Annotated in this window: 15 protein-coding genes; 7 read left to right on the plus strand and 8 right to left on the minus strand. The window is 66.5% G+C overall.

Features of this window, described 5'->3' with window-relative positions:
• Window positions 1-180 precede the first annotated feature (180 nt).
• The 6 genes from CKW35_RS01425 to CKW35_RS01450 all read right to left on the minus strand — a co-directional run bounded on the left by CKW35_RS01425 (window position 181) and on the right by CKW35_RS01450 (window position 8,904).
• Window positions 181-1,239 (minus strand): ABC transporter substrate-binding protein, encoded by a 1,059-nt coding sequence (locus CKW35_RS01425; protein ID WP_016486035.1) that lies wholly within the window; start codon window positions 1,237-1,239, stop codon window positions 181-183.
• Entirely contained in the window at window positions 1,236-2,300 is a 1,065-nt protein-coding gene (locus tag CKW35_RS01430) for an ABC transporter substrate-binding protein (RefSeq protein ID WP_095114845.1), read from the minus strand. Before CKW35_RS01430 ends, CKW35_RS01425 begins: the two co-directional genes overlap by 4 nt.
• Window positions 2,301-2,319: 19 nt before the next feature.
• A complete protein-coding gene (locus CKW35_RS01435; RefSeq protein WP_016486037.1) occupies window positions 2,320-3,468 on the minus strand; it encodes an LLM class flavin-dependent oxidoreductase in 1,149 nt (382 codons plus the stop codon).
• A 492-nt stretch (window positions 3,469-3,960) separates the two neighbouring features.
• A complete protein-coding gene (locus tag CKW35_RS01440) occupies window positions 3,961-5,811 on the minus strand; it encodes an ABC transporter ATP-binding protein (protein ID WP_024717693.1) in 1,851 nt (616 codons plus the stop codon).
• Window positions 5,804-7,579, minus strand: coding sequence for an ABC transporter ATP-binding protein (locus CKW35_RS01445; RefSeq protein WP_016486039.1), 1,776 nt, complete (start codon window positions 7,577-7,579; stop codon window positions 5,804-5,806). The genes CKW35_RS01440 and CKW35_RS01445 overlap by 8 nt, the downstream gene beginning before the upstream one ends.
• Before the next feature lie 92 nt (window positions 7,580-7,671).
• Window positions 7,672-8,904, minus strand: coding sequence for an acyl-CoA dehydrogenase family protein (locus tag CKW35_RS01450; protein ID WP_016486040.1), 1,233 nt, complete (start codon window positions 8,902-8,904; stop codon window positions 7,672-7,674).
• A 378-nt stretch (window positions 8,905-9,282) separates the two neighbouring features.
• On the opposite strand from CKW35_RS01450, the gene CKW35_RS01455 reads away from it, so the two are divergent.
• From CKW35_RS01455 to CKW35_RS01485, 7 genes are all read left to right on the plus strand, one after another.
• On the plus strand, window positions 9,283-10,344 hold the full coding sequence (locus tag CKW35_RS01455) for an ABC transporter substrate-binding protein (RefSeq protein WP_016486041.1): 1,062 nt from the start codon (window positions 9,283-9,285) through the stop codon (window positions 10,342-10,344).
• A gap of 18 nt (window positions 10,345-10,362) precedes the next feature.
• A complete protein-coding gene (locus tag CKW35_RS01460) occupies window positions 10,363-11,094 on the plus strand; it encodes a class II aldolase/adducin family protein (protein WP_016486042.1) in 732 nt (243 codons plus the stop codon).
• A gap of 163 nt (window positions 11,095-11,257) precedes the next feature.
• Complete coding sequence (locus CKW35_RS01465) at window positions 11,258-12,445, plus strand: LLM class flavin-dependent oxidoreductase (RefSeq protein ID WP_016486043.1); 1,188 nt, start codon at window positions 11,258-11,260, stop codon at window positions 12,443-12,445.
• A 10-nt stretch (window positions 12,446-12,455) separates the two neighbouring features.
• A complete protein-coding gene (locus tag CKW35_RS01470; protein ID WP_095114847.1) occupies window positions 12,456-14,027 on the plus strand; it encodes an ABC transporter substrate-binding protein in 1,572 nt (523 codons plus the stop codon).
• A complete protein-coding gene (locus CKW35_RS01475) occupies window positions 14,020-15,096 on the plus strand; it encodes an ABC transporter permease (protein ID WP_095114848.1) in 1,077 nt (358 codons plus the stop codon). The genes CKW35_RS01470 and CKW35_RS01475 overlap by 8 nt, the downstream gene beginning before the upstream one ends.
• Window positions 15,089-15,916 carry an ABC transporter permease gene (locus CKW35_RS01480; protein WP_070086545.1) on the plus strand — a complete coding sequence of 276 codons (828 nt, stop codon included), beginning with the start codon at window positions 15,089-15,091 and terminating at the stop codon, window positions 15,914-15,916. Before CKW35_RS01475 ends, CKW35_RS01480 begins: the two co-directional genes overlap by 8 nt.
• Window positions 15,913-17,697, plus strand: a complete 1,785-nt coding sequence (locus CKW35_RS01485; protein ID WP_095114849.1) for an ABC transporter ATP-binding protein — start codon at window positions 15,913-15,915, stop codon at window positions 17,695-17,697. Before CKW35_RS01480 ends, CKW35_RS01485 begins: the two co-directional genes overlap by 4 nt.
• A gap of 324 nt (window positions 17,698-18,021) precedes the next feature.
• On the opposite strand, the gene CKW35_RS01490 is transcribed toward CKW35_RS01485, so the two are convergent.
• Together CKW35_RS01490 and CKW35_RS01495 are read right to left on the minus strand one after the other, a co-directional pair.
• Window positions 18,022-19,110, minus strand: coding sequence for an LLM class flavin-dependent oxidoreductase (locus CKW35_RS01490; RefSeq protein WP_095114850.1), 1,089 nt, complete (start codon window positions 19,108-19,110; stop codon window positions 18,022-18,024).
• Window positions 19,111-19,138: 28 nt separating this feature from the next.
• Window positions 19,139-21,715 carry a TonB-dependent siderophore receptor gene (locus CKW35_RS01495; RefSeq protein ID WP_095114851.1) on the minus strand — a complete coding sequence of 859 codons (2,577 nt, stop codon included), beginning with the start codon at window positions 21,713-21,715 and terminating at the stop codon, window positions 19,139-19,141.
• Between the last annotated feature and the right edge of the window lie 23 nt (window positions 21,716-21,738).

Raw genomic sequence — 21,738 nt, forward strand, 5'->3', positions numbered from 1 at the left:
TTGTTGGGGAGAGCTAGAGCAGGGACTGTGCCATATTGTTAAGCTATTGAAATATAAGGTTTTTATTTGGTTTCTGAGCGGGTGTTGCAGGTGGGGCAGCAGTGGGGTGCTGGCCGGGTGCTGCTGGGGCAGCAGTGGCGGGGCTGAGATTGTTGGGGCCGCAAAGCGGCCCCAACAATCTCAAACCGCCAACCGCGAAGTCGACCCGATCACACTCTCCAGCACACGAAAATCAATCCACTCGCGCACATCGAAACGCCGCGGTATGAACCCCCACCGGAACAGGAACTCGGTAAAGTCCTGCAGCGCCTCGATCGAGCGGCTGTCCAGGGTAGTACGCAGGCGCCGATGCGCATCATCGCCATAGGCCGCCGCCACCCAGTACTCGCTGGTGTTCAGCTCGCGCGCCAGAAAGCGCCGGGTCTCTTCCGGGTTAGCCCAGGCCCATTGCTCGGTGCGCAGCACCGTGTCGACCAGCGTACGGCTGGCATCGAAGTGGTTTTCCAGCAAGTGCCTGTCCACGGTCAGTGTGCGCGGGGTGCCGTTGTTGCTGCGGATCAGCGGGTCCGGATGGCTGCCGGTGTCGACCACCACGCGCAGGCCGAACTCGTGGGCCAGGTGCACCGCATGCGCACCTTTGAGGAAGATCGCGTCGATGTCGCCGCGCAGCAGGCCGATCAGCTCATTGTTGCGGCGGCTGAAGCGGCTGGTGTCCAGGCTCACTTCAGCACCGTACAGGTGCTGCTTGGCATCGTCGCTGTAGGTGCCGCCGTAGGGGTAGTCGACCAGTTCCACATCGGCCACCGCCAGGCCTTCGAGCTTCAGGGCGTTTTCCAGCCCGCGCAGGGCCTGGGCGCGGGTGAAGTCGATCTGTACGTTGGCCCACTTGGGTATGCCGAAACGGCGGTTCTTCAGGTCGCGAATGCTGCGTACGCCGCTTTCTTCGGTGGTGAGGATCAACTGCACCTCATCACTCCACGACAGCCCCAGCACGCGGGTCTCGACGCCGCTGGCGTAGGCCCAGATCGCCGGGATGTTACCGCCGTGGCGCACCGAGTTCTGCAGATGATGGTCGTAGTGGGCTTCGCGCACCTCGCGTTCGCTGGACTCGCGCAGCGACTGGATATTGGTGCCAAACGGCGTGAAGGCCTCGGCCAGCCGCCCCGATTGTACGGCGATGCCGAGGCCGGTGGGCACGGGGCTGTGGGTGTACCAGAGCGTTTCCAGGGGCTTGGTCATGGGGTAACGGGTTTCCTGTCCATGTGGAGGGGGGCCAGCAGTTGGTCCAGTGGTTGGCGAGTGATCCAGTCGCGCACCTCGAAGCGCGCCGGGATGAAGCGCCAGCGTTTGAGGAACTCGACAAAGTCCTGCAAGGCATTAATGGCCTGTTCGTCCAGGCGCGTGCTCAGGCGCAGGTGGGCGTCGGTGCCGTAAGCCACTTGCACCCAGTACTCGCTGCTGTTGGTTTCCCGCGCCAGATAGCGGCGGGTTTCGTCGGGGTGCTGGTGGGCCCAGCGTTCGGCGCGCAGCACCGAACCGAGCAGGGTGCGCACCACCTGCGGGTGCTGCGCCAGCAGGTGGCTGTCCACCGCCAGGGTGCGTGGCGTGCCGTTGTTGCTGCGGATCAGCGGGTCGGGGTGGCTGCCGGTGTCGATCACCGTGTGCAGGGCGAAGGCATGGGCCAGTTGTACGGCGCTGGCGCCCTTGAGGAAAATCGCGTCGACCTCGCCGCGCAGCAGGCCGGTCAGCTCCAGGTTGCGGCCTTCGCTCTGGGTGCTGGACACCGGCGTGCCGGCCACGCTGCGCACCGGGCGGTCGCTGAAGGTACCGTCGTAGCGGTAGTTGACCAAGTCCACGTCGCCCACTTGCAAGCCTGCGAGCTTGAGGGCGTTTTCCAGCCCGCGCAGGGCCTGGGCACGGGTGAAGTCGATCTGTGCGGCGGCCCAGTCGGGCAGGCCGAAGCGGCGGCCTTTGAGGTCTTTTACGGTGTGGATGCCGCTGTCTGGGCGGGTCAGGATCAACTGCGCCTCATCGGCCCACGACAGGCCGATGACCCGGGTGTCGCGGCCCTGGGCGCGGGCCCAGATAGCCGGGATGCTGCCGCCGTGGCGTACCGAATTGAGCAGGCTGTGGTCAAAGTGCGATTCGCGCACCGCCTGCTGGTCGGCTTCACGCAGGGACTGCACCCGGGTGCCGAGGCCGGCCAGGTCTTCCTGCAGCCAGCCTTGCTGCACGGCAATGCCCAGGCCGGTGGGCACCGGACAGCGGGTGTACCACAAGGTATCGAGGGGTTGGCTCATGTTCAGCTCCGGTTGGGGTTCAGGCACTGGCCTGCAACGGTGTGGTGGCAGCCTGCTGCACCAGCGGCAACACTTCCTGGCCGATGCGCAAGGCCTCTTCCAGGTGCGGGTTGGCGGCGAGGATGAAGGTGCTGAAACCGGCATCGCGGTATTCAGCCAGGCGTTCGGCGATGTTCTGATGGCTGCCCACCAGGCCCACGGTGGGGCCGGGCTTGGCCTTGGCGAAGCCGGCCCACAGGTTGCGCGCCAGGATCAGTTCATCGAAGCCCTGCAAGCCTTGGTGATAGGCGGCCTGGCGTGCACCGCCTACAGAGTCCGAGCCGGTCACGAAGCCCTTGGCGCTGGCGCTGGCCTTGCCTTCCAGGCGCTCGAACTGCTGGCGCAGCTCGCGCCAGGCTTGTTCTTCGGTCTCGCGGGCGAACAGGTCGACACGCAGGCCGAAACGCACCGTGCGGCCCTGTTTATCGGCCAGTTCACGCACGCGTTCGATATGCGGCTTGAGCTTGTCGATGGGCTCGGCCCAGTTCAGGTACACATCGGCATGGCGCGCGGCCACGTCCAGTGCGGCATCGGAAAAGCCGGAGAAGTACACGCCCGGTTTGCGTTCGTGTTGCAGGCCCGGCGGCAGGCTGCCGTTTTCCAGGCGGTAGATATCGCCTTCGTAGGAGAACTTTTCCTGTGTCCATAGGCCCTGGATCACGTCGAGGAATTCGCCGGTGCGCTTGTAGCGCAGGTCATGCTCCAGGAAGTCGCCATTGGCCCTTTGGCTGGCCGGGTTGCCGCCGGTGATGATGTTCCAGTCCAGCCGGCCCCCGCTAAGGTTTTGCAGAATTGCCGCCTGCTGGGCGGCATAGGCGGGCAGGGTCCAGGTGGCCTGAAAGGCGATGAGGAAGCGGATGCGCCGGGTTTCGCGGGCCAGCGCGGCGGCGGCTATCCACGGCTCCGGGCCGGTGGGTAGCAAGGCGCCTTCGAACCCGGCCAGCTCGGCGGCCTTGGCCACCTGGGCGATGTAGTCGATGTAGCTGAAACCGTCAGCCTGGCCATCGGGCAGGCGACCGGGGGCGATATTGCCGGGGCGGTGCGCGGGGTTGCCGCGGTTGTGGCGGTCGGTGGACAGCTGCGGGCCATCGGTGCCCAAGGGCAGGCGCCAGAAGAATTCGGTGGTCATGGGGGCTCCTGAAGGGGGCGGTTGTGCGGATGAGGAGGGTGGTGCAACGGCTGTGCCATGCGCGGCGCATGGCCTGTGGGGCGGGGGTTTGAGGCCTAGAGGGGGGGAGGGGTGCTGCTGTGGCAGCAGTGCGGCAGCAACGGATGCTGGGGTAGCAGCATGAACAGGTCCGGCCTCTTCGCGGGGCAAGCCCGCTCCCACAGGTTCGGCGCTGTCAGTCAGTCCGGCGCCATACCTATGGGAGCGGGCTTGCCCCGCGAAGAGGCGCTCCCACAGGTTCGGCGCTGTCAGTCAGTCCGGCGCCATACCTATGGGAGCGGGCTTGCCCCGCGAAGAGGCGCTCCCACAGGTTCGGCGCTGTCAGTCAGTCCGGCGCCATACCTGTGGGAGCGGGCTTGCCCCGCGAAGAGGCGCTCCCATAGGTTCGGCGCTGTCAGTCAGTCCGGCGCCATACCTGTGGGAGCGGGCTTGCCCCGCGAAGAGGCCGACGAGTCAGACCCCGATTTGCTCGGTTGCAACCTCCCCGGCGCTGCGCAGATACGCTTGGTACAGCGCCGCATACGCGCCACTACGCCCGATCAGATCGGCATGCGCCCCTTGTTCCACCACCCGACCATGCTTCACCACGGCAATCCGGTCGGCATCGCGAATGGTCGCCAGGCGGTGGGCGATGATGATTGCAGTGCGCCCCTGGCACAGCCTGCGCAGCGCGCGCTGGATACGCCGCTCGGTGTGCACGTCCACCGCCGAGGTGGCTTCGTCCAGCACCAGCACCGCCGGGTCGGCCAGGTAAGCCCGCACCAGGCACACCAGCTGCCGCTGGCCATGGCTCAGGTGCGCGCCCAGCGGGCCGACTTCGGTGTGGTAGCGCTGCGGCAGACGTTCCAGCACCTCGTCGGCACCCAGCTCACGGGCGGCGGCCACCAACTGCGCATCGTCTGCGTCGGGCGCGGCCAGGCGCAGGTTGTCGAGGATGCTGCCGCTGAACAGCACGTTGTCCTGCAGCACCACGCCCACGTTGCGCCGCAAGTCATGCTGGGCCAGCGCACGCAGGTCGATGCCGTCCAGCTTCACGGCGCCGTGCTGCACTTCGTAGAAACGCGTCAGCAACTGCACCAGGGTGCTCTTGCCATGCCCGGAGGGGCCGACGATGGCCAGCACTTCACCGGCGCGGATGTGCAGGTCGAGCCCGTCGATCACCGGGCGCGAGCTGTTAGGGGTATAGGCAAAGCCGACCGCGTCGAAGTCCACTTGGCCGCGCGCCCGGGTCAGGGCGTGTGGCGCGGGCGGGTCGAGCACTTGCGGGCGGGTGTCGAGCAGCAGGAAGATGCGCTGGGCTGAAGCGCTGCCGGTGGCGTAGCGCTCGAACAGGTCTGACAGCTCTTGCAGCGGGCCAAGGAACAGGAACACGTAGAACAGGCTCTCGGCCACCTGCCCCACGCTGACCTTGCCCTCGGCCAGGCCATGGGCACCGACCAGCAACAGCACGGCCATGCCGGCGGTGCTGAGCAACGCGGTAAACGGCGCGAACCAGCCGGCGCGCAGGCTGCCGCGGATCAGCGCCTGGTTGAAGTCCTCCAGCAGGCGCCGGTAGCGTGCCTGGTTGGTCTGCGCTTGCCCGCATTGCTGGATCAGCCGCACCCCGCTCACACTTTCCACCAAGTGCGCGGTGAAGCGGCTGCGCTGCTCGGCCACCTTGGCCCAGTTGCGTTGCGACACGCGCTTGAAGCGCCAAGTGGCCACGGCCAGCAACGGCACTGTGGCCGCCAGGCTGTAAAAGAAGCTGGGCTCGATACGCCACAGCATTACCGCTGCCAGGCCGCAACGCAGCAGGGCGCCGAGTAGCTCGGGCGGGCCTTGCACGAGCAACGGCTCCAGCGCATCCACGTCCCGGTCGGCACGGGAAATGATGCGCCCGGCACGGGTCTGGTCGAAGTAGCTCACCGACAGCGCCTGCACATGGGCGAACACTTTCACCCGCAGGGCATTGAGCACGCCGATCGCCGCGCGCCCGGCGATGAACTGCGACACCCCGGCCAGCAGAAAGCGCCCCAGCCAGCTGGCTGCCAACCCCAGGCCCAGCCACAGCACCAGGCGCTCGTCGAGCAGCCAGTGGTCGGCGCTGGGCACCAGGCCCTTGTCCAGCAGTTCCCGCACGAACCACGGGCGCAGGAACACGGTGAACACCAGCAGCAGCTCGATGCCGATCACGGCAAGGATCTGCCCGCGAATGGGCTGCAACAGCGGCAGCAAGCGGTGGAACATGCCGCGGTCCAGCGCCTGGCGGGCCAAGCGCTGCTCAATGTCGATATCGCTGGCGGGGGTGTGCTGCGCATCAGTCATGGTCGATCCCCAGCAAGTCGCGATAATGGGCGTTGTTCGTGCACAGTTCGGCATGGCTGCCATTGGCAGTGATGCGGCCGTTTTCCAGCATCAGCACGCGGTCGGCCAGCAGCAGGGTGGAGAGGCGACTGGTGATCAGCAGCAAGGTCGGGCCTTGGCCGCTGGCGCTGTGCAGGCGGCGGATGTTGTGCAGCACCTGGCGTTCGCCCAGGGCATCCAGGGCGCTGGTGGCGTCGTCCAGGCAGAGGATGTCGGGTGCACCGAGCAGCGCCCGGGCCAGGCACAGGCGCTGGCGCTGGCCGCCGGACAGGGTCACACCGCGGTCGCCTAGCGGGGTGTCGAGGCCGTGGGGCAGGCGCTCCAGCACGTCCTCGGCGGCGGCCAGGCGCAAGGCTTCACGCAACCGGGCGTCGCTGGCCTGTGGTGCGGCCATGCGCAGGTTGGCGGCCAGGCTGTCGGAGAACAGAAAGCTTTCCTGCGCCAGCACGTGCACGCGGCGGCGCAGGTCGGCCAGGTCGAGGTCGCGTACGTTGTACCAACCGGCAGTGTCGCTACCGACCTGCACGCTGCCGTGCTGTGCATCGGCCAAACGTGGCAGCAGGCTGGCCAGCAGGCTTTTGCCGGTGCCGGTGGCGCCGACCAACGCCACCACTTCACCGGGCAGCAGGGTTAGCGAGCAGCCCTGCAGAACAGGCCGGCCAGCCTCTGCCGCACTGACCTGCACCTGGTCAAGCTTCAGCCCCAACGGCCCCGCCGGCAGGGTGGCATGGCCGCCGACAATGGCCGGGCGTTCGTCCAGCAGTTGCCAGATGCGTTCGGCGCTGGCGCGGGCATCGGCGAAGGTCTGCATTACTCGGCCTATGCCTTCGATGCGGAACACCAGCGTGGTGGCCACCAGCAGCGAAGTGACCAGCTCGCCGATGCCCAGCGCGCCAGCCGCCACGCGATGGGCGCCGTATACCAGGATCCACACATGCCCCAGCGCCACCACCGCCTGCGGTAGCGGAATGCGTGAACTGGCGTAGGCCAGGGCGGCGCGGGCATGGTCGGTGAACACCTCGACCTGCCGGGCGAAGCGGGCAATGCGCTGCTGCTCCAGGCCAAAGGCCTTGATCACCCGCACGCCACCGATGCCTTCTGCCAGGTCCTGGCTGACCTGGTCGTAGGCAGCGGCCACGGCGCGGTCGAGCGTGACCAGGCGATCGGTCTGCACCACGAACAGCCATAGCCCGGCGCCGGTCAGCAGCAGTGGCACCAGCCCCAGCAGCGGGTCGTACCAGCTCAACAGGCCCACCGCGACGAGCACCACCAGCGGGGTTTCGATGATCTGCCGCCAGAAGGTGATCAGTGCGTCGCGCACTTTGTCGGCATCGCGGGTGGTGCGGGTGACCAGTTCGCCCATGCCGTGCTGCCAGTGGTAGCCCAGGTGCAGGCGCTGCACCTGGCTGAGGATGCGTTCACGCAGGCGCGTGAGCAGGGCCTGGCTGAGCACCAGCGACAGCACGGCGGCGGCGTATTGCAGCAGGCCGCGGCCCAGGGCGATGGCCAGCAGCAGCCACAACCAGTGCCAGGCCACGCTGGCGTCCAGGCTGCCGTCGGCCAGGCGCAGCACGGCGCGGCCGGCGCTGACATCATCGACCGCGTGGCCGATCAGCCACTGCTGCCAGGCCAGGCCGAGGTTGCCGGCGATGTACAAGGCAGTGACCAGAGCAAAGCGCCAAGGCATTTCGCGGTAGATGGCCAATGCCCGAAGAAGCGGGTGGTTCATGTAGATGCTCGATCAGAATGCGACACCGCCCTTGCAGGAGCGGCCTTGTGCCGCGAATGGGGCGCGACGCGCCCCCCCGGCTCCAGCTGGGTTCAACGGCGGGTAGCGCCCTGGCTCTCCTTGGCATTAAGCACCGCCGTGTACTCCCCCGGGTCTGCCCCGTTCAGGTAGTAGTTGCCCACGTTGTGTAGCCGCCAGCGGATCGGGTCGTGGGTGGTGTGCACCCGGGCATTGCGCCAGAAGCGGTCGAGGTTCCACTTGCTCAGCGAAGCGCTGGCCCCCAGCAACGAGAACAAGTCGCTGGAAATCTTCAGCGATGCAGCATCGGAATGCGCACGGGCGGTAGCGACCGACAGGATCAGCTCATCCTGCAACGCCTTGTTCTCCGGGTCGCGCTCGTGTTCGTCGAACACCCGCGCCGCCTCGCGCAGCACCGACTCAGCGCCGCGCAGCGCCACGGCGTACTCACCGACCTGGCGAATGACATGCGGCTCGTCACTGGCGCGCTCCACGCCGCTCTCCACCCAGGCCCGGGCATGCTCGCGCAGGTACTCGACAGCCGCCTGCAAGGCGCCAGCGGCGATGCCGGTGTCGATGGCGGCGTGGAGGATCTGCGGGAAGGTCAGGCCAGTGCGTTTCATCGGCCCGTTGCGGCGGGTCAGGTAGCGCTCATCGAGCACGATGTTGTCGAAATTCACCGTACCGCTCACCGAGTTCTGCTGGCCAAAGGCTTGCCAGTCATCGATCAGGGTCAGCCCCGGAGTGTCGCGGTGCAGCAGCACGCCGACGCCGCCGTCTTCGCTGGCGGCGGTCAGCGAGATCCACTCGGCCAGGTAGGAGCCTGTCGAGTAGAACTTGCTGCCGTTGAGCACCCACTGGCCATCGGCGCGGCGCTCGACGCGGGTCTTGAGGGCGAACTTGTTCTTGCCGCCGACTTCGGCCAGGGCGTTGCCAAAGCGCTTGCCAGCGAGTACGTCGGCAATCAGCCGGTCGCGTATTTCGTCGGGGTAGCCGGTAAAGATGCCGCGCAGCATCACATTGTGAATTTGCAGCAGCTGGCCGACACCGCCGTCGGCGGTGGAGACCAGGCGCACGGTTTCCACCACAGTCTGCACCGAGGCACCGAGGCCGCCGAACTGGGCGGGCACCGCGATGGCGGTCAGGCCGCTGCTGGACAACAGCTCGGCCTGGCGGTGGGGGAGCTGGCCGTTGTTGCGCGGGTCGGCGGCCAGTTCGGCGATGTGCGCGGCGACCTGGCGGGCGGTTTCGATGGCTTCCGTTTCGCTGGTGAGGCGGCGGGCAGGGGAAGGTTCTATGGCACTCATGGTGGGGTCTCGAATTGTCAGAAGGGCCAGTGCGCCTGTTTCGCGGGCTTGCCCGCTCCCACAGAGGCAGCACTGCCCTTGGGGGTTGTGCTGGCCCTTGTGAGAGCGGGCATGCCCGCGAATGGCCACACCGCGGTACCAAGCCCTAGAGCAATATCTTTGCCACCCCTCCTCAGGCCACATCCTGTGTGGCTTCCAGCGGCCTTTGCTGCCTCAGCAGCAGTCATGTTGCTGATCTGGCAGCACCCCGCCCGCAATCCTGCTCCCAGCCAAGCACCCAGCCCTCCGACACAACAGCCAATCCTACGGAAATCAAGGCCTCCAGCGGTTGGCACGCACGCTGCAATGGTGCTTGCACGACGCCCAAGGAGCCACCCCATGACCCTCGCAACCCCCACAGCAAAACGCCTGGCAGACGACCCATCCGCCCTGGAACGCATCTGGTTCACCCGCTGCCCTGTGCCCACCGCCTCAGGCCTGGCCTACAAACTCGGCTGGCTGGAGCAAGAGTTCGCCGCCGATGGCTTGCCTGTCTCGACCTTGCAGGAGGCCCGCCAGCTAGGCCATCACCACTACGATCACCAACTGCCCGGGTTGTTTCGCGAAGGCGGCAACGTGCCGGCGCTGGCGGCACGTGCGGCCGGCTCCCCCAGTCGGTTGATCGGCCTGACCTGGATCGAGGAATGGCAAACCATCCTGGTCCGCCCGGACTCCGGCATCCGCAGCGCCGCCGACTTGCGCGGCAAACGCCTGGCGCTGCCGGCCTGGGGCGACAGCCGGCCTGGCAGCATTGCCCGGGCCATGAGCCTTCACGGTTACAAAGGCGCCCTGGCCTCGGCGGGCCTGCACCTGGATGACGTGCAACTGGTGGAAGTGGCCCTGCTCGACCAGGCCAGTGCCGCCACCCCGGCGTTGGGCTTGCAGCGGCTGTGGTCGGGGTTGGAATACCTGGCGCGCGGTGAAGTCGATGCCGTGTACGTGAAGGGCGCGGCAGCAGCCGATGCCGCACGCCGGTTGGGCCTGGTGGTGGGCGTCGACCTCGACCTGCTGCCCGACCCGCGCCACCGCATCAACAACGGCACGCCACGGCCGATCACCGTGCATCAACGCCTGCTCGACAACCATTTCGACCTGGTGGTGCGCTTCCTTGCCCAGACCTTGCGTGCCGCCGAGTGGGCAGCCGGCAACCGCGACGCGCTCAACCGCATTCTCGAAGAAGAAACCCGCGCGGGCAGCCAGGGTGTGGCCGAGGCCTACCGCGGTGACTTCCACACCACGCTGGCGCCGGACCTGTCCGCACAGCGCCTGGCCTTCCTCGGCACTCAAAAGGACTTTCTGTACCTGCACGGTTTCCTCGAAGCCGATTTCGCCATTGCCGACTGGGTCGACCCGCGGCCTCTGCAAGCTGCCCATGAACTGCTGGCCCAACGCCGCGCCTGACCTGACTGGAGATTGAACATGACCGTACTGATCAACGAACGCCCTGTCACTGCCGAACTGCAAGCCTTTATCGACCAGGTAGTGGCCGACGCTGAAGCGGCCTTCAGCGTCTTTCGCGAAACCAACACCATTACCGCCAATGGCACGGTTGGCTTCATCGAACGTGTGCCGGGTGAAGAGCTGCTGGTGTCGGTGAATTACGGCGGGCCGTGGAACCATCGCAAGCCGCTGCAGGCCACCGTCACCGATTTTGCGGGCAACGTCATCGTCGGCAAAGGTAAAGGCGGTTTGGGGCGTTACACCAAGCTGTTCCAGACCCACGCCGACGTCACCACCGTGTCGCACGTGCACAGCCCGTACCTCGGTGCCTGGGCGCAAACCCACCGCACCTTGCCGTTCCACTACGTGCCGGTGCAACGCTATCAGCTGGCCCGCGAGCTGCCGGTGTACATCGACCGGCGCCAGGCCGAGGTGGACTTCATCCTCGACAAGATTGCCGAGAACCCGTTCAACCTGGCCATCCTGGAAGCCAACGGCGGCTCCACGGTGTGGGGCAAGCAGGGGCTGCGGGCCACGGCGGAGTTCATCCTGTTGCTGGAGGAGGGGGCGCAGATCCAGTTGCTGGCCGATGCCCTGGGCGGGTCGCGGCCTTACGGGCCAGGGGTGCTGACCCAGCAGTGGAAGATGAGCGGGTTGTACGACCGTGCTACCGAATTGGGCCTGGTGCCTGGCATCGATCGGCGCAACTGATGCGATCGCTGGGGGCGCTTTGCGCCCCTATCGCGACACAAGGCCGCTCCCACAAGGCCCGCGTACGCCGACCAATGTGGGAGCGGCCTTGCGTCGCGATAGGGCTGCGCAGCAGCCCCAGAGGCCTGCCCTCAAACACCTCATCTGAAAAGGACCCAGCCCCATGGCAGTCAAAATCCTTTGGTACCTCACCACCCCCGACGGCCCCTATCCCTGGGAGCCCGAAGGCCGCTGGCACACCGATTTCGAACACCTCAAGCAACTGGCCATCGCCGCTGACCGTCTGGGCTTCTACGGCTCGCTGCTCGGCTCAAGCCCCAACGAAAGCCTGGCCGTGTCGGCAGCACTGATCGACGCCACCACGCGCCTGCGCTTTCTGGTCGCCCAGCACCCGGGGGAGTTGTCGCCAGCGGTGCTGGCTAAATGGGCGCTCACCTTCGACCAGTTTTCCAACGGCCGCCTGCTGTTCAACGTGGTCAACGGCAACGATGCCGGCCTGGCTACCTTGGGCGTGCACTACCCGCACGATGAACGCTACGACTTCAGCCTGGAATACTGGCGCGCCTTCCAGAGTTTCTACGCCGGTGAAACGGCGGGTTACGACGGCCGCTACGTCAAGCTTTCACCCCGTTCGCCGGCCGCCGCCCATCACCCGCTGGGCGGTTGGCACCCACCGAAGCAAAAGCCCGGCATTCCGTTGTGGGGCGCCGGCACGTCGGCACCGGGCGTGGCCCATTCGGTGCAGTTGCTGGACGTGTACCTGAGCTTCGCCGACACCCCGCAAAAGCTCGGCGACAAGTTCCGCCGGGTAGCGGCCGAGGCGGCGAAGATTGGCCGTGAGCTGACCTACGGCACCCGCCTGCAAGTGATCGTGCGCGAAACCGAGGAAGAGGCCTGGGCCCATGCCGAGCGCCTGTTGCAGCGCACCTCGCTGGCCACCGCGCGCGCGGCCATCGAACGCCAGTTGCCGCCGGGGCAAACCTTCGACAGCTACGTCAGCGACGACCCGCGCATCCAGCGCAACCTCGACAGCCTCCGCGCCGGGCGGCTGCCCACCGCCCGCGAGCTGGAGATCTACCCCAACGTCTGGCTGGGCCCCAGCCTGTTCGGCTTCAACATCCTCGGCCCGGCAGCCGGCACGTACCTGGTGGGTAGCGCCGAACAGGTCGCCGAACGCATCCGTGAATACGAGGCCCAGGGCACGTCGGCATTCATCCTGTCAGGCTTCCCGCTGATCGATGAGGCGCACCGGGTGGCAGACCTGCTGTTCCCGCTGCTTGACCTGGACCATGGCTTCGAGGTGCCGCGCCTGGGCGCAGTCAGCAAGCCCGGCGTGGCGCAACCGGCGTAAGGAGAAGGTAATGAGCGAGCTGTTTTCGCGCCGGGTGTTTCTCGGCAACAGCCTGGCCGTTGGCGGCAGCTTGCTGCTGGGGGGGCTGCTCAGTGGCTGCGACAGCGGCGCGTCTTCAGCCGCCAGTGCGGCGCTGCCGGGCACGCCGGTGCACGGTGGGCGCTTGCGGGTGGGCATTATTGATGGCGACCAGGCCGGCAACCTTGATGCGCACAAGCCGGTGGGCGGCGGCATCATCCGGGGCTGGGCGCTGTACGCCAAGTGCTGGGAATGGAACGCCGACGTCAGCACGCGCCTGGCACTGGCCGAGTTCGCCGAGCCGAATGCCGACGCCAGCGCCTGGACCATCCGCCTCAAGCCTGGGCTGGAGTTTCACCACGGCAAAAGCATCACCGCCGACGACATGCTGTTCTCGATCCTGCGCCTGACCGACCCGCAGCTGGCCTCGCCCTTCGCCGGGCTGGTCGGCGCTATTGATCGGCAGGCACTGCGCAAACTGGACGAGCGCACAATTGAAATACGTTTCAAGCAGGGGCAAAGCTTCTACCCGCTCGATGAAACGTTGATCAGCTTCGGCGGCATCGTGCCCACCGACTACCACCCGGTGACCAACCCGGTGGGCGCCGGGCCATACCGGCTGAAAAGCTTCATACCTGGCCAGCGCTCGCTCTACACCCGTTTTGAAAACTACTACAAGCCCAATCGCCCCTACGCGGACGAGCTGGAAATCATCGAATTCAAGGACCAGGTGTCGCGGGCCGCAGCGCTGCGCGCCGGGCAGATCGATGTGGCCAGTGGTGTGCAGGCTGAGCACAGTGCACTGCTCAAGGCCGACCCACGGCTGCGGCTGTACGCCTCGCCGAGCACCTCGTTCACCGGCTTCAACCTGAACCTGGCCAAGGCGCCGTTCCAGGATGTACGGGTGCGCCAGGCATTCCGCCTGTTGGCCGACCGCCAGGAGCTGGTGGCGCGTGGGCTCAATGGCTTTGGCCGGGTGGCCAACGACTTGTATTCGCCTCACGACCCCACCTTCAACCACGCCATTGCCCAGCGCCCTTACGCGCTGGACCAGGCCCGTTCGCTGCTGCGCCAGGCGGGGCAGGACGATTTGCGTGTGGCACTGACCACCACGCCAGGGCCTGGCGTCAACGCCGCGCTGGTGTTTGCCCAGCAGGCCCTTAAGGCCGGGGTGCAGGTGAAGGTCAACCAGGTGGACGGGTCCGTTTTCAACGGCCCGCAACGTGAGCAATGGCAGCTGTCGCCCGGGTCGACCCCGGCGCGCGGCTTTCTCGCCTCGGCGCTGCACAACGATGCGCCGCAGGCCATCTACAACCGCAGCAACTTCCACGACCCGCGCTTTACCGAACTGTTCCAGCAAGCCCTGGCCCAGCCCGACCTGGCGCGGCGCAGGGCCTTGGTGCATGAAGCCCAGGCCATCCAGCACGAACGTGGCGGGTTGCTGATCTGGGGCTTTTCCGACGTGCTCGATGCGGCGGCGTCCAGGGTTGGCGGGCTTGCCCCGGAACAGACCACCTTCGCCTCCTGGCGCTTTGACGAACTCTGGTTGAACCCCAATGCCTGATCCTCGACACACGCCCCGCACGCCGGCCTGGCTGGCCTGGTTCATCGGCCGCCTCGGTTACGGGTTGCTCACGGCCTGGGTGATCAGCCTGGTGGTGTTCATCGCCACCCAGGCACTGCCTTCTGACCCTGCGCGGGTGATTCTCGGCCCAGATGCGCCGCTGGAAAGCATCCTCACCCTGCAACGGCAACTGGGCCTCGACCAGCCGATTCTGGTGCAGTACCTGCGCTGGCTAGGCGCAGCATTACGCGGGGACCTGGGCATTTCACTGGACTCACAGGTGCCGGTGGCGCAGCTGCTGTTCGGCCGGTTGGGCCACACCCTTGCCCTGCTGGCCGGGGTGTTGGCACTGGTGGTACCGGTGGCCTTGCTGTTGGGGGTGAGCCTGGCCCTGCGCCGCGACAGCCGGCTGGACCGCTGGGGCCTGTCGGCGTTGATTCTGCTCAAGGCCACGCCGGGCTTTCTGCTGGCCATCGGCATGGTGTTGCTTTTTTCAATGCCGGGCATGGGCTGGCTGCCGGCGGTGTCGATCCTCGACCCGCAGTTGCCGTTGTGGCGGCAGTGGCCGTCACTGGTGCTACCGGTGCTGGCCCTGAGCCTGACGGCCCTGCCGTACCTCACGCGCATGGTGCGGGCCTCGATGATCGAGGCGCTGGAGTCCGAGTATGTGATCGCCGCGCGCCTGCGGGGTGTCCCCGAGCGGCGCATCGTCTGGCGGCACACCTTGCCCAATGCCCTGACCCCGGCGATCCAGGGCGTGGCACTGACCCTGCGCACGCTTGTCGGCGGTGCATTGCTGGCCGAGGTGATTTTCAGCTACCCCGGTATTGGCACTGCGTTGAATGCGGCGATCCAGATGCGCGACCTGCCGATGATCCAGGGCGTGGTGCTGGTCATCACCGTGGCGGTGGTGCTGATCAACCTGCTGGCCGACCTGCTGACCGTATTGCTCACCCCCAAGCTGCGCACGGCGCGCCGGGTGCGGATGATCCGCCGTATCCGGCGCGGCATTCGGCCTTGGTGGCGACGCGCGCGCAGCACCCCTGCCCAGGAGGCGACCCATGATTGAATCCCGTTGGCTGGCCGACCCACAGGTGCGGCGTGGCGCTGTAATCACCTTGATGGTGGCGCTGCTGGCCGCTTTTGGCCCCTGGCTGGCACCTCATGCGCCCACGGCGATGGTCGGGCCGGTGTACGGCCCCCCGGCTGCCGGGGCACCGCTGGGGCACGATTTTCTGGGCCACGACCTGCTCTCGCGGTTGCTAAGCGGCGGCCTGTCGGTGCTGTGGATGTCGGTGGCAGCAGCCACCCTCGCATTGCTGGTTGGCGGCAGCCTGGGCCTGTTGGCCGGCTTCTCGCGCAGGCGCCTGGACCAGGCGATCAGCTGGGCGGCGGACGTATCGCTGGCGTTCCCGGACCTGATCCTGGTGCTGCTGATCGTGTCCATGCTCGGCCGTGCACCTTGGCTGATCGTGCTGACCGTGGCCATCGCCTTTACCCCGGGGGTTGTCCGCCTGGCCCGCGGCAGTGCCGTGGCGGTCGCCGGGCAGGAGTACGTGGAGGCGGCGCAGATGATGGGTTACCCGCGTTGGCGCATCCTCTTTCATGAAATCCTGCCGAACATCCTCACGCCGCTATTGGTGCACTTCGGCAACATGCTGACCTGGGCGGTGGGCATGCTGTCCGGCTTGAGTTTTCTGGGCTACGGGGTGGCACCGCCGGCGGCCGACTGGGGTTTGATGATCAACGAAAACCAGGCCGGCCTGCTGGTGCAGCCCTGGGCCGTACTGGCACCTGCATTGCTGATCGGGGTGTTTGCCTATGGCACCAACATCCTGGCCGAAGGGGTTGGCCGGGCCAGTGCCCGGATTGGGGAGAAGCAGCCATGAGCGCGCTGTTGAATGTGGCCAGTGAAGTGTTGCAGGTCAGCGACCTGCGGGTAGAGCTGGCCGGGCAGGTTGATGTGCTGGCCGAGGTGTCCTTCAGCGTTGCAGCGGGCGAGATTGTTGGCCTGGTGGGTGAGTCCGGCTCGGGCAAGACCACCTTGGCCACGGCGTTGCTGCGCCATGCCCGGCAGGGTGCGCGTATCGTTGGCGGGCAAGTGGTGGTGGCCGGGCAGTCGCTGCTCGAGCTCGAAGGTGAGGCCTTGCGCCTGGCCCGTGGCGGGCTGGTCGGCTACGTCGCCCAGGACCCGGCCACGGCGCTGAACCCTGCGCTGCGCCTGGGGGCTTTGCTGCGTGAAACCCTCTTGGCGCACCAGCCTGCGCTGTCGCGTGAAGCGGTGCGCCAGCGCATCGGCGAAACCCTGCTGGATGTGGGCTTGCCCGATGACGACGGCTTCCTGCGGCGTTTTGCGCATCAACTGTCTGGCGGGCAGCAACAGCGGGTGATGCTGGCGCTGGCGTTCGTCTTGCGGCCAAAGCTGATCGTACTCGACGAACCCACCACCGCACTGGACGTTACCACCCAGGCCCATGTGCTGCAGACCCTCAAGCGCCTGTGCCGTGACCAAGGTGTGGCGGCGCTGTACGTCACCCATGACCTGGCGGTGGTGCGTGACCTGGTCGACCGGGTGATGGTGATGTACGCCGGGCGGCTGGTGGAAGTGGCGGGGCGTGAGGCGTTGTTCCGCGCGCCGTCGCATCCCTACACTCGCGCTTTGCTCGCGGCCATACCTGACATTGCCCGGCGCCAGCCCTTGCAGGCGATTGCCGGGCATGCACCGGCACCGGGGCAGCGCCCGGATGGCTGTGCGTTTGCGCCGCGCTGCGGCAGGCGTCGTGCAGAGTGTTCAGTGATCGAGCCGTCGTTGCTGGCGCATGACGGCGTGCATCGAGTGGCCTGCCTGGTGCCGCACCGAGAGCCGCTGCCCCTCGGTGAAGCGGCTGTCGAGGCGGCTGCTGCGCCGGGCGCAGCGGTGTTGCTGGAGGTGCAGGGGCTGGACGTAGCTTACGATCGCCAGGTGTTGTTCGATGTGTCTCTGCGGGTGAGGCAAGGGGAGTGCCTGGCGCTGGTGGGCGAGTCGGGTTCGGGCAAGACCAGCCTGGCCAGGGCCATTGCCGGGCTGGGCGAAAACGTTCAGGGGCAACTCAGTTACGCCGGCGCGCCTTTGGCGTTTGCCGCGCGCGAACGTGATGCGCGGCTGCGTCACCAGATCCAGTATGTGTTCCAGAACCCCTATAGGGCCTTGAACCCGAGGCAGACCATCGGGCAAACGCTCAGCGCGCCGTTGGCGCACTTTTTCGGGGTGCGCGGTGGTAAAGCGCGCGAGCGGGTCGAGGCCGTGCTGGAGCGGGTGTCGCTACCGGCGCGTGTGGCCGACTTGTATCCGCATAGCTTGTCTGGGGGTGAACGCCAGCGGGTGGCGATAGCCAGGGCGTTGATCTGCGAGCCGAAGTTGCTGGTATGTGACGAGATCACCTCGGCGCTGGATGTGTCGGTGCAGGCATCGATACTGGCCTTGTTGCAGCGCTTGCAGGGGGAGGGGTTGACCTTGCTGTTCGTCACCCATGACCTTGGGGTGGTGCGGGCGATTGCCGACCGCGTGCTGGTGTTGCGCCAGGGGCGGGTGGTGGAGCAGGGCATTGCCGATCAGGTGCTGGGGCGGCCGGTTGATGCTTATACCCGCACGCTGGTGGAGCATTCGCCCAGGTTGCGTGTTGGCCTCTAGGTGCTTGCCTTGGGGTATGCAGCGCCTGTGAGACCGAGCGCCGCCCGCGCGGCGCATCGCGACGCAAGGCCGCTCCCACATCTGTTTCGGGCCAGTCATACCTGTACCAATGCGCGCGACCGCCTTGTTGGCCCGTCTCGATATTGAGGTGGGCGCCAAGGGGACGCGCGCCCATGTCACAGGAGTAATTGGCCCGAAACAGATGTGGGAGCGGCCTTGCGTCGCGATGCGCCGCGCGGGCGGCGCTCGATCTCACAGGCGCCAAACAACCCAAGGCATGCACCCGGCAAACCAGATGCACCCCACAGCCATACCCCCCCACCTTCACCCCACAAACCGGGCCTGGCGCCGTCGAACTTCCTCGCGCACCGCCGGTATCACCCAGCGCCCGTAATCCACCGTGTCATACAGCGGGTCATAGCCCCGGTTGAGAAAGGTGGTCACCCCAAGGTCGACATAATCGAGCAACGCCTGGGCCACGGTCTCCGGCGTGCCCACCAGTGCGGTGGTATCGCCATAGGCACCCACCGCCGTCGCCGTCGGCATCCACAACGCCCGGTCATGCCGGTCGGCACGGGCGGCGGCTGCCAGCAGGCGTTCGGAGCCGGTGCCCTTGATGCGTTTCTGCCAAGGGCTGTTAGCCGCAAATTGCGGGTTGGCCTTGATCTGCGCGAGGATCTGTTCGGCACGCTGCCAGGCCTGTTCCTCGGTGGCACCCAGGATCAGCCGCACCGATAAGCTGACCCTAGGCGCTGCCACCCCTGCGGCGTTCGCGGCAGCCTTGAGTTTGCCGATCTGCTCGGCGACGCCGCTCAGCGGTTCCCCCCACAGCGCATACAGATCCGCATGCTTGACGGCGATCTGGTAGGCGATGTCGGACGAGCCTCCGAAGGAAATCGGGATATGCGGCTGCTGCAGCGGCTTCACCGGTGAAAAGGCACCCTTGATATTGAAGTAGCGGCCCTCGAAGTCGAACGGCGCCTCGGCCGTCCAGGTGCGGCGGACAATCTCCAGGTATTCGTCGGCACGCCGGTAGCGCTCGGTCTTGTCCAGCAGCGTGTCCCCCTCTTGCGGCTCGGCGGTGATACCGGTGATTGCATGCAGGCGGATGCGCCCGCCGCCGGTGGTGTGGTCGAGCGTGGCGAATGCCCGTGCGGCCACCGTCGGCGCGGTCAGCGCCGGGCGGTGGGCAATCATGAAACCCAGGCGTTCGGTGTGCGCGGCAGCATAGGCGGCAATCTGCAGGCTGTCGGCGCTGCCAGGGCCGCTGGCGATCAGCACCCGGTCGAACCCGGCATGCTCATGGGCGCGGGCGTGATGACGGATGAATGGCAGGTCGAAGTCGGGTGTGCGTACGCCACGGGTCTCGGACCACTGGCGGGGGAAGATCATGCCGACAAATTCAATGGACATGGCTAAGGCCTTTCAGGTTGAGGAGGAATCAGAACTGGTAATCGACTTGGGCCAGCAGCGTGCGGCCCGGCATCGGTTGCAGAAAGGTATTGGTGGACCCGGCCAGGCCACTGACGAAATTCAGCTCGTCGGTGACGTTGAGCATGCGCACCGTCACGCCCCACTGCGGCTGGCGGTAGTACACGGCAAGATCGAGGTTGTATTCGTCCGGCACTTTCACCGTCTTGCTCAGGTTCAGGTACCAGCTGCTGGTCCACCAGCCGGAAAGCTCAACGCCAAACCCTGAGTCGAAGCGGTAGTCGACATACCCGCCAGCGTTGTATTCGGGGATCTGCACCGCATCGAACTTGCCGGCCGGGCGCTGGTTGAGGCTGTTGTTGTCGCCAAACACAGTGCCGTTGTCGGGGATGAAGCCGGCCGAGGCAAACCCGGCCTGGCTGGTGAACTCGTTGTAGGCGCTGATGCGGCTGAGGTTGAGGCCGCCGCGCAGGTGCTGGTCCTGGTAGCGCAGGGTGGCTTCCCAGCCTTTGACGATCAGCCGGGCAATGTTGTTGTTGCTGTCCGGCGACTGGTCACGGGCCTGCTTGTAGGCAGCCAGGGTGAAGAACAGCTGGTCGGGCACAGCCTCCACCTTCAAACCGACCTCATGCAACACGCTCAGGCTCTCGAAGGCCAGTGGGTTGAGCTGGTTGGCCCTCGTGCCGCTGCCCCAGCCCAGGCCGTTGGTGAAGAAGCCGGTATTCACTGCGAGGGAACGGTCGAACGTGTAGTACAGCGTGCTGTTTTCCGTGGGTTTGAAATAGGGACTGACCTGCACCGAGAACAGCCGGTAATTATCCGAGTCCTTGCGCGGGTTGCCGCCGGTCAGCACGAACGGGTTTTCGATGCGGGCGTCGATCCAGCTGCGGCTGGCGCCCACGTTCAGGCCCACACGTTCACCCAGGCGCAGGTTGTGCTGGCTGAACAGCGTCTGGGTGGTCCAGGTGCTGTCGGCGGTGTAGGGCGCCACCGATTCTGCATACAGACCGTGCCCGGCCGGGTACATGGCGGGCAGGTTGAGCCAGCCGTAGTAGCTGGAAAGCTGCGGCACACCGGGTTGGCCGATCCAGGCGGCGTTGCCACCGGCGGGGTTGCGGCCGCTCAGGCCGAGCAGGTCGCCGGGGTTCTTCAAGGTGGGGTCGAGGGTCAGGTCATAAGCGTTGATGGTGCTGCCGAAGCTGTTGTTGGCGGCGATCGACTCATTGCGCTCGCGGCGGTAGATCAGCCCGGTGTTGCTGTCGTCGACCAGGGTCAGGTCGCCCAGTTGCCACTGGCCACGTGCGCGGAATTCGAAGCGGTTGTCGAAGATGTCGTCCTTGCCCTGCACCTGGAACGCCCCGACGGCATCGGTGGTGTCGGTGGAGTGCTGGTAGAAGGTGCTGTTGGCCAAGGTGATCGACGGGGTCAGGTCGCCTTCGATGCGCAGTTGCGTGGTAAAGCGCCGCGAACGGTTTTCGTCCTGCGCGCGCTGGCCGGTTTGTGACGACAAGGAGGTCAGGCCGTTGCCCGCCAGCGACGGGTCATAGACCCAGCCCCGCAGGCTGCCGGGGTTGGCCTGCGTATTGGGTGACGCGCCCTGGAAGCTGCCGTTGACCACCTGGTACTGGCCCTGGGCATTGCGCTGGCGTTGCACCCAGCCCAGCACCTGGGCGTCGGAGGCACCGGAGGACAGCACTGGCGACCACAGTGTATTGCCGTTCTGGATGACCGGTGTGGCGCGGCCGGCGTAGTACTTGCCGTGGTCGACCAGGTCCTGGGTGGCGCGGTTCCAGCCGTGGGTGATGTTGTAGTCGAAGTAGTCGTCGTAGGCGGCGTTCCAGTCCACCCGCAGGTTGTCGTTGCGCCAGGCCAGCGCGCCGTAGAAGGCGTCGAAGTTGTTCTCGACATTGTCGTAGAAGTCTTCCTGGCGCTGGCGGGTGATGCTCACCCGGTAAGCCAGGTTGTCCGTCAGCGGGCCGGTGTTGTCGATGCTGAACTTGGTGGCATCGCGTGATTCGCCATCGGGGATCCAGCTGCCGATTTCGCCGCTGAGCTTGGTGCGGAAACGGTTGAAGTCAGGCTTCTTGCTCAGGTAGTTGACGTAGCCGCCACTGCCGCTGACCGAGCCGTAGGTCACCGACGACGGCCCGGCGACGATGTCGGCGCCTTCGTAGGCGTTGAAGTTGGCCGGGTGGCGCACGCCGTAGGCGCGCTGGCCATCCTGGAACACCTCGGTATTCTGCCCGCGCATCTGCGGGGCGATGCCGGCGTTCTGGCCACCGCCGCGGGTGATGCCGGGGGCGTACTTGACCAGGTCGTCGGAGCTGCGGATCGGGTCGTTGGCCAGTTGCTCGGCGTTGATCTGGGTGACTGAGCGCGGGGTGTCCAGCACCTTGGCTTCCAGGCCGCCATAGATCGAGGCGGGCGGTCGGGTGGGCAGGGCATCGTCGTCAGTCTGTTCGGCCTGCACCGTGACGGTTTGCAGTTGGGTGTCTTGGGCGTGGGCCAGCGGCGCGCTGGCGGCCAGCATGGCCAGCGCCAGGGCGCTGGGCGGGAATTTGGGGTGCAGCAAGGTCACGCGGGGCATTGGCTGGGCCTCGTTCAATAGCA

This window comes from Pseudomonas sp. Irchel 3F3 (assembly GCF_900187545.1).
In the GTDB taxonomy this organism is placed as follows: domain Bacteria; phylum Pseudomonadota; class Gammaproteobacteria; order Pseudomonadales; family Pseudomonadaceae; genus Aquipseudomonas; species Aquipseudomonas fortuita.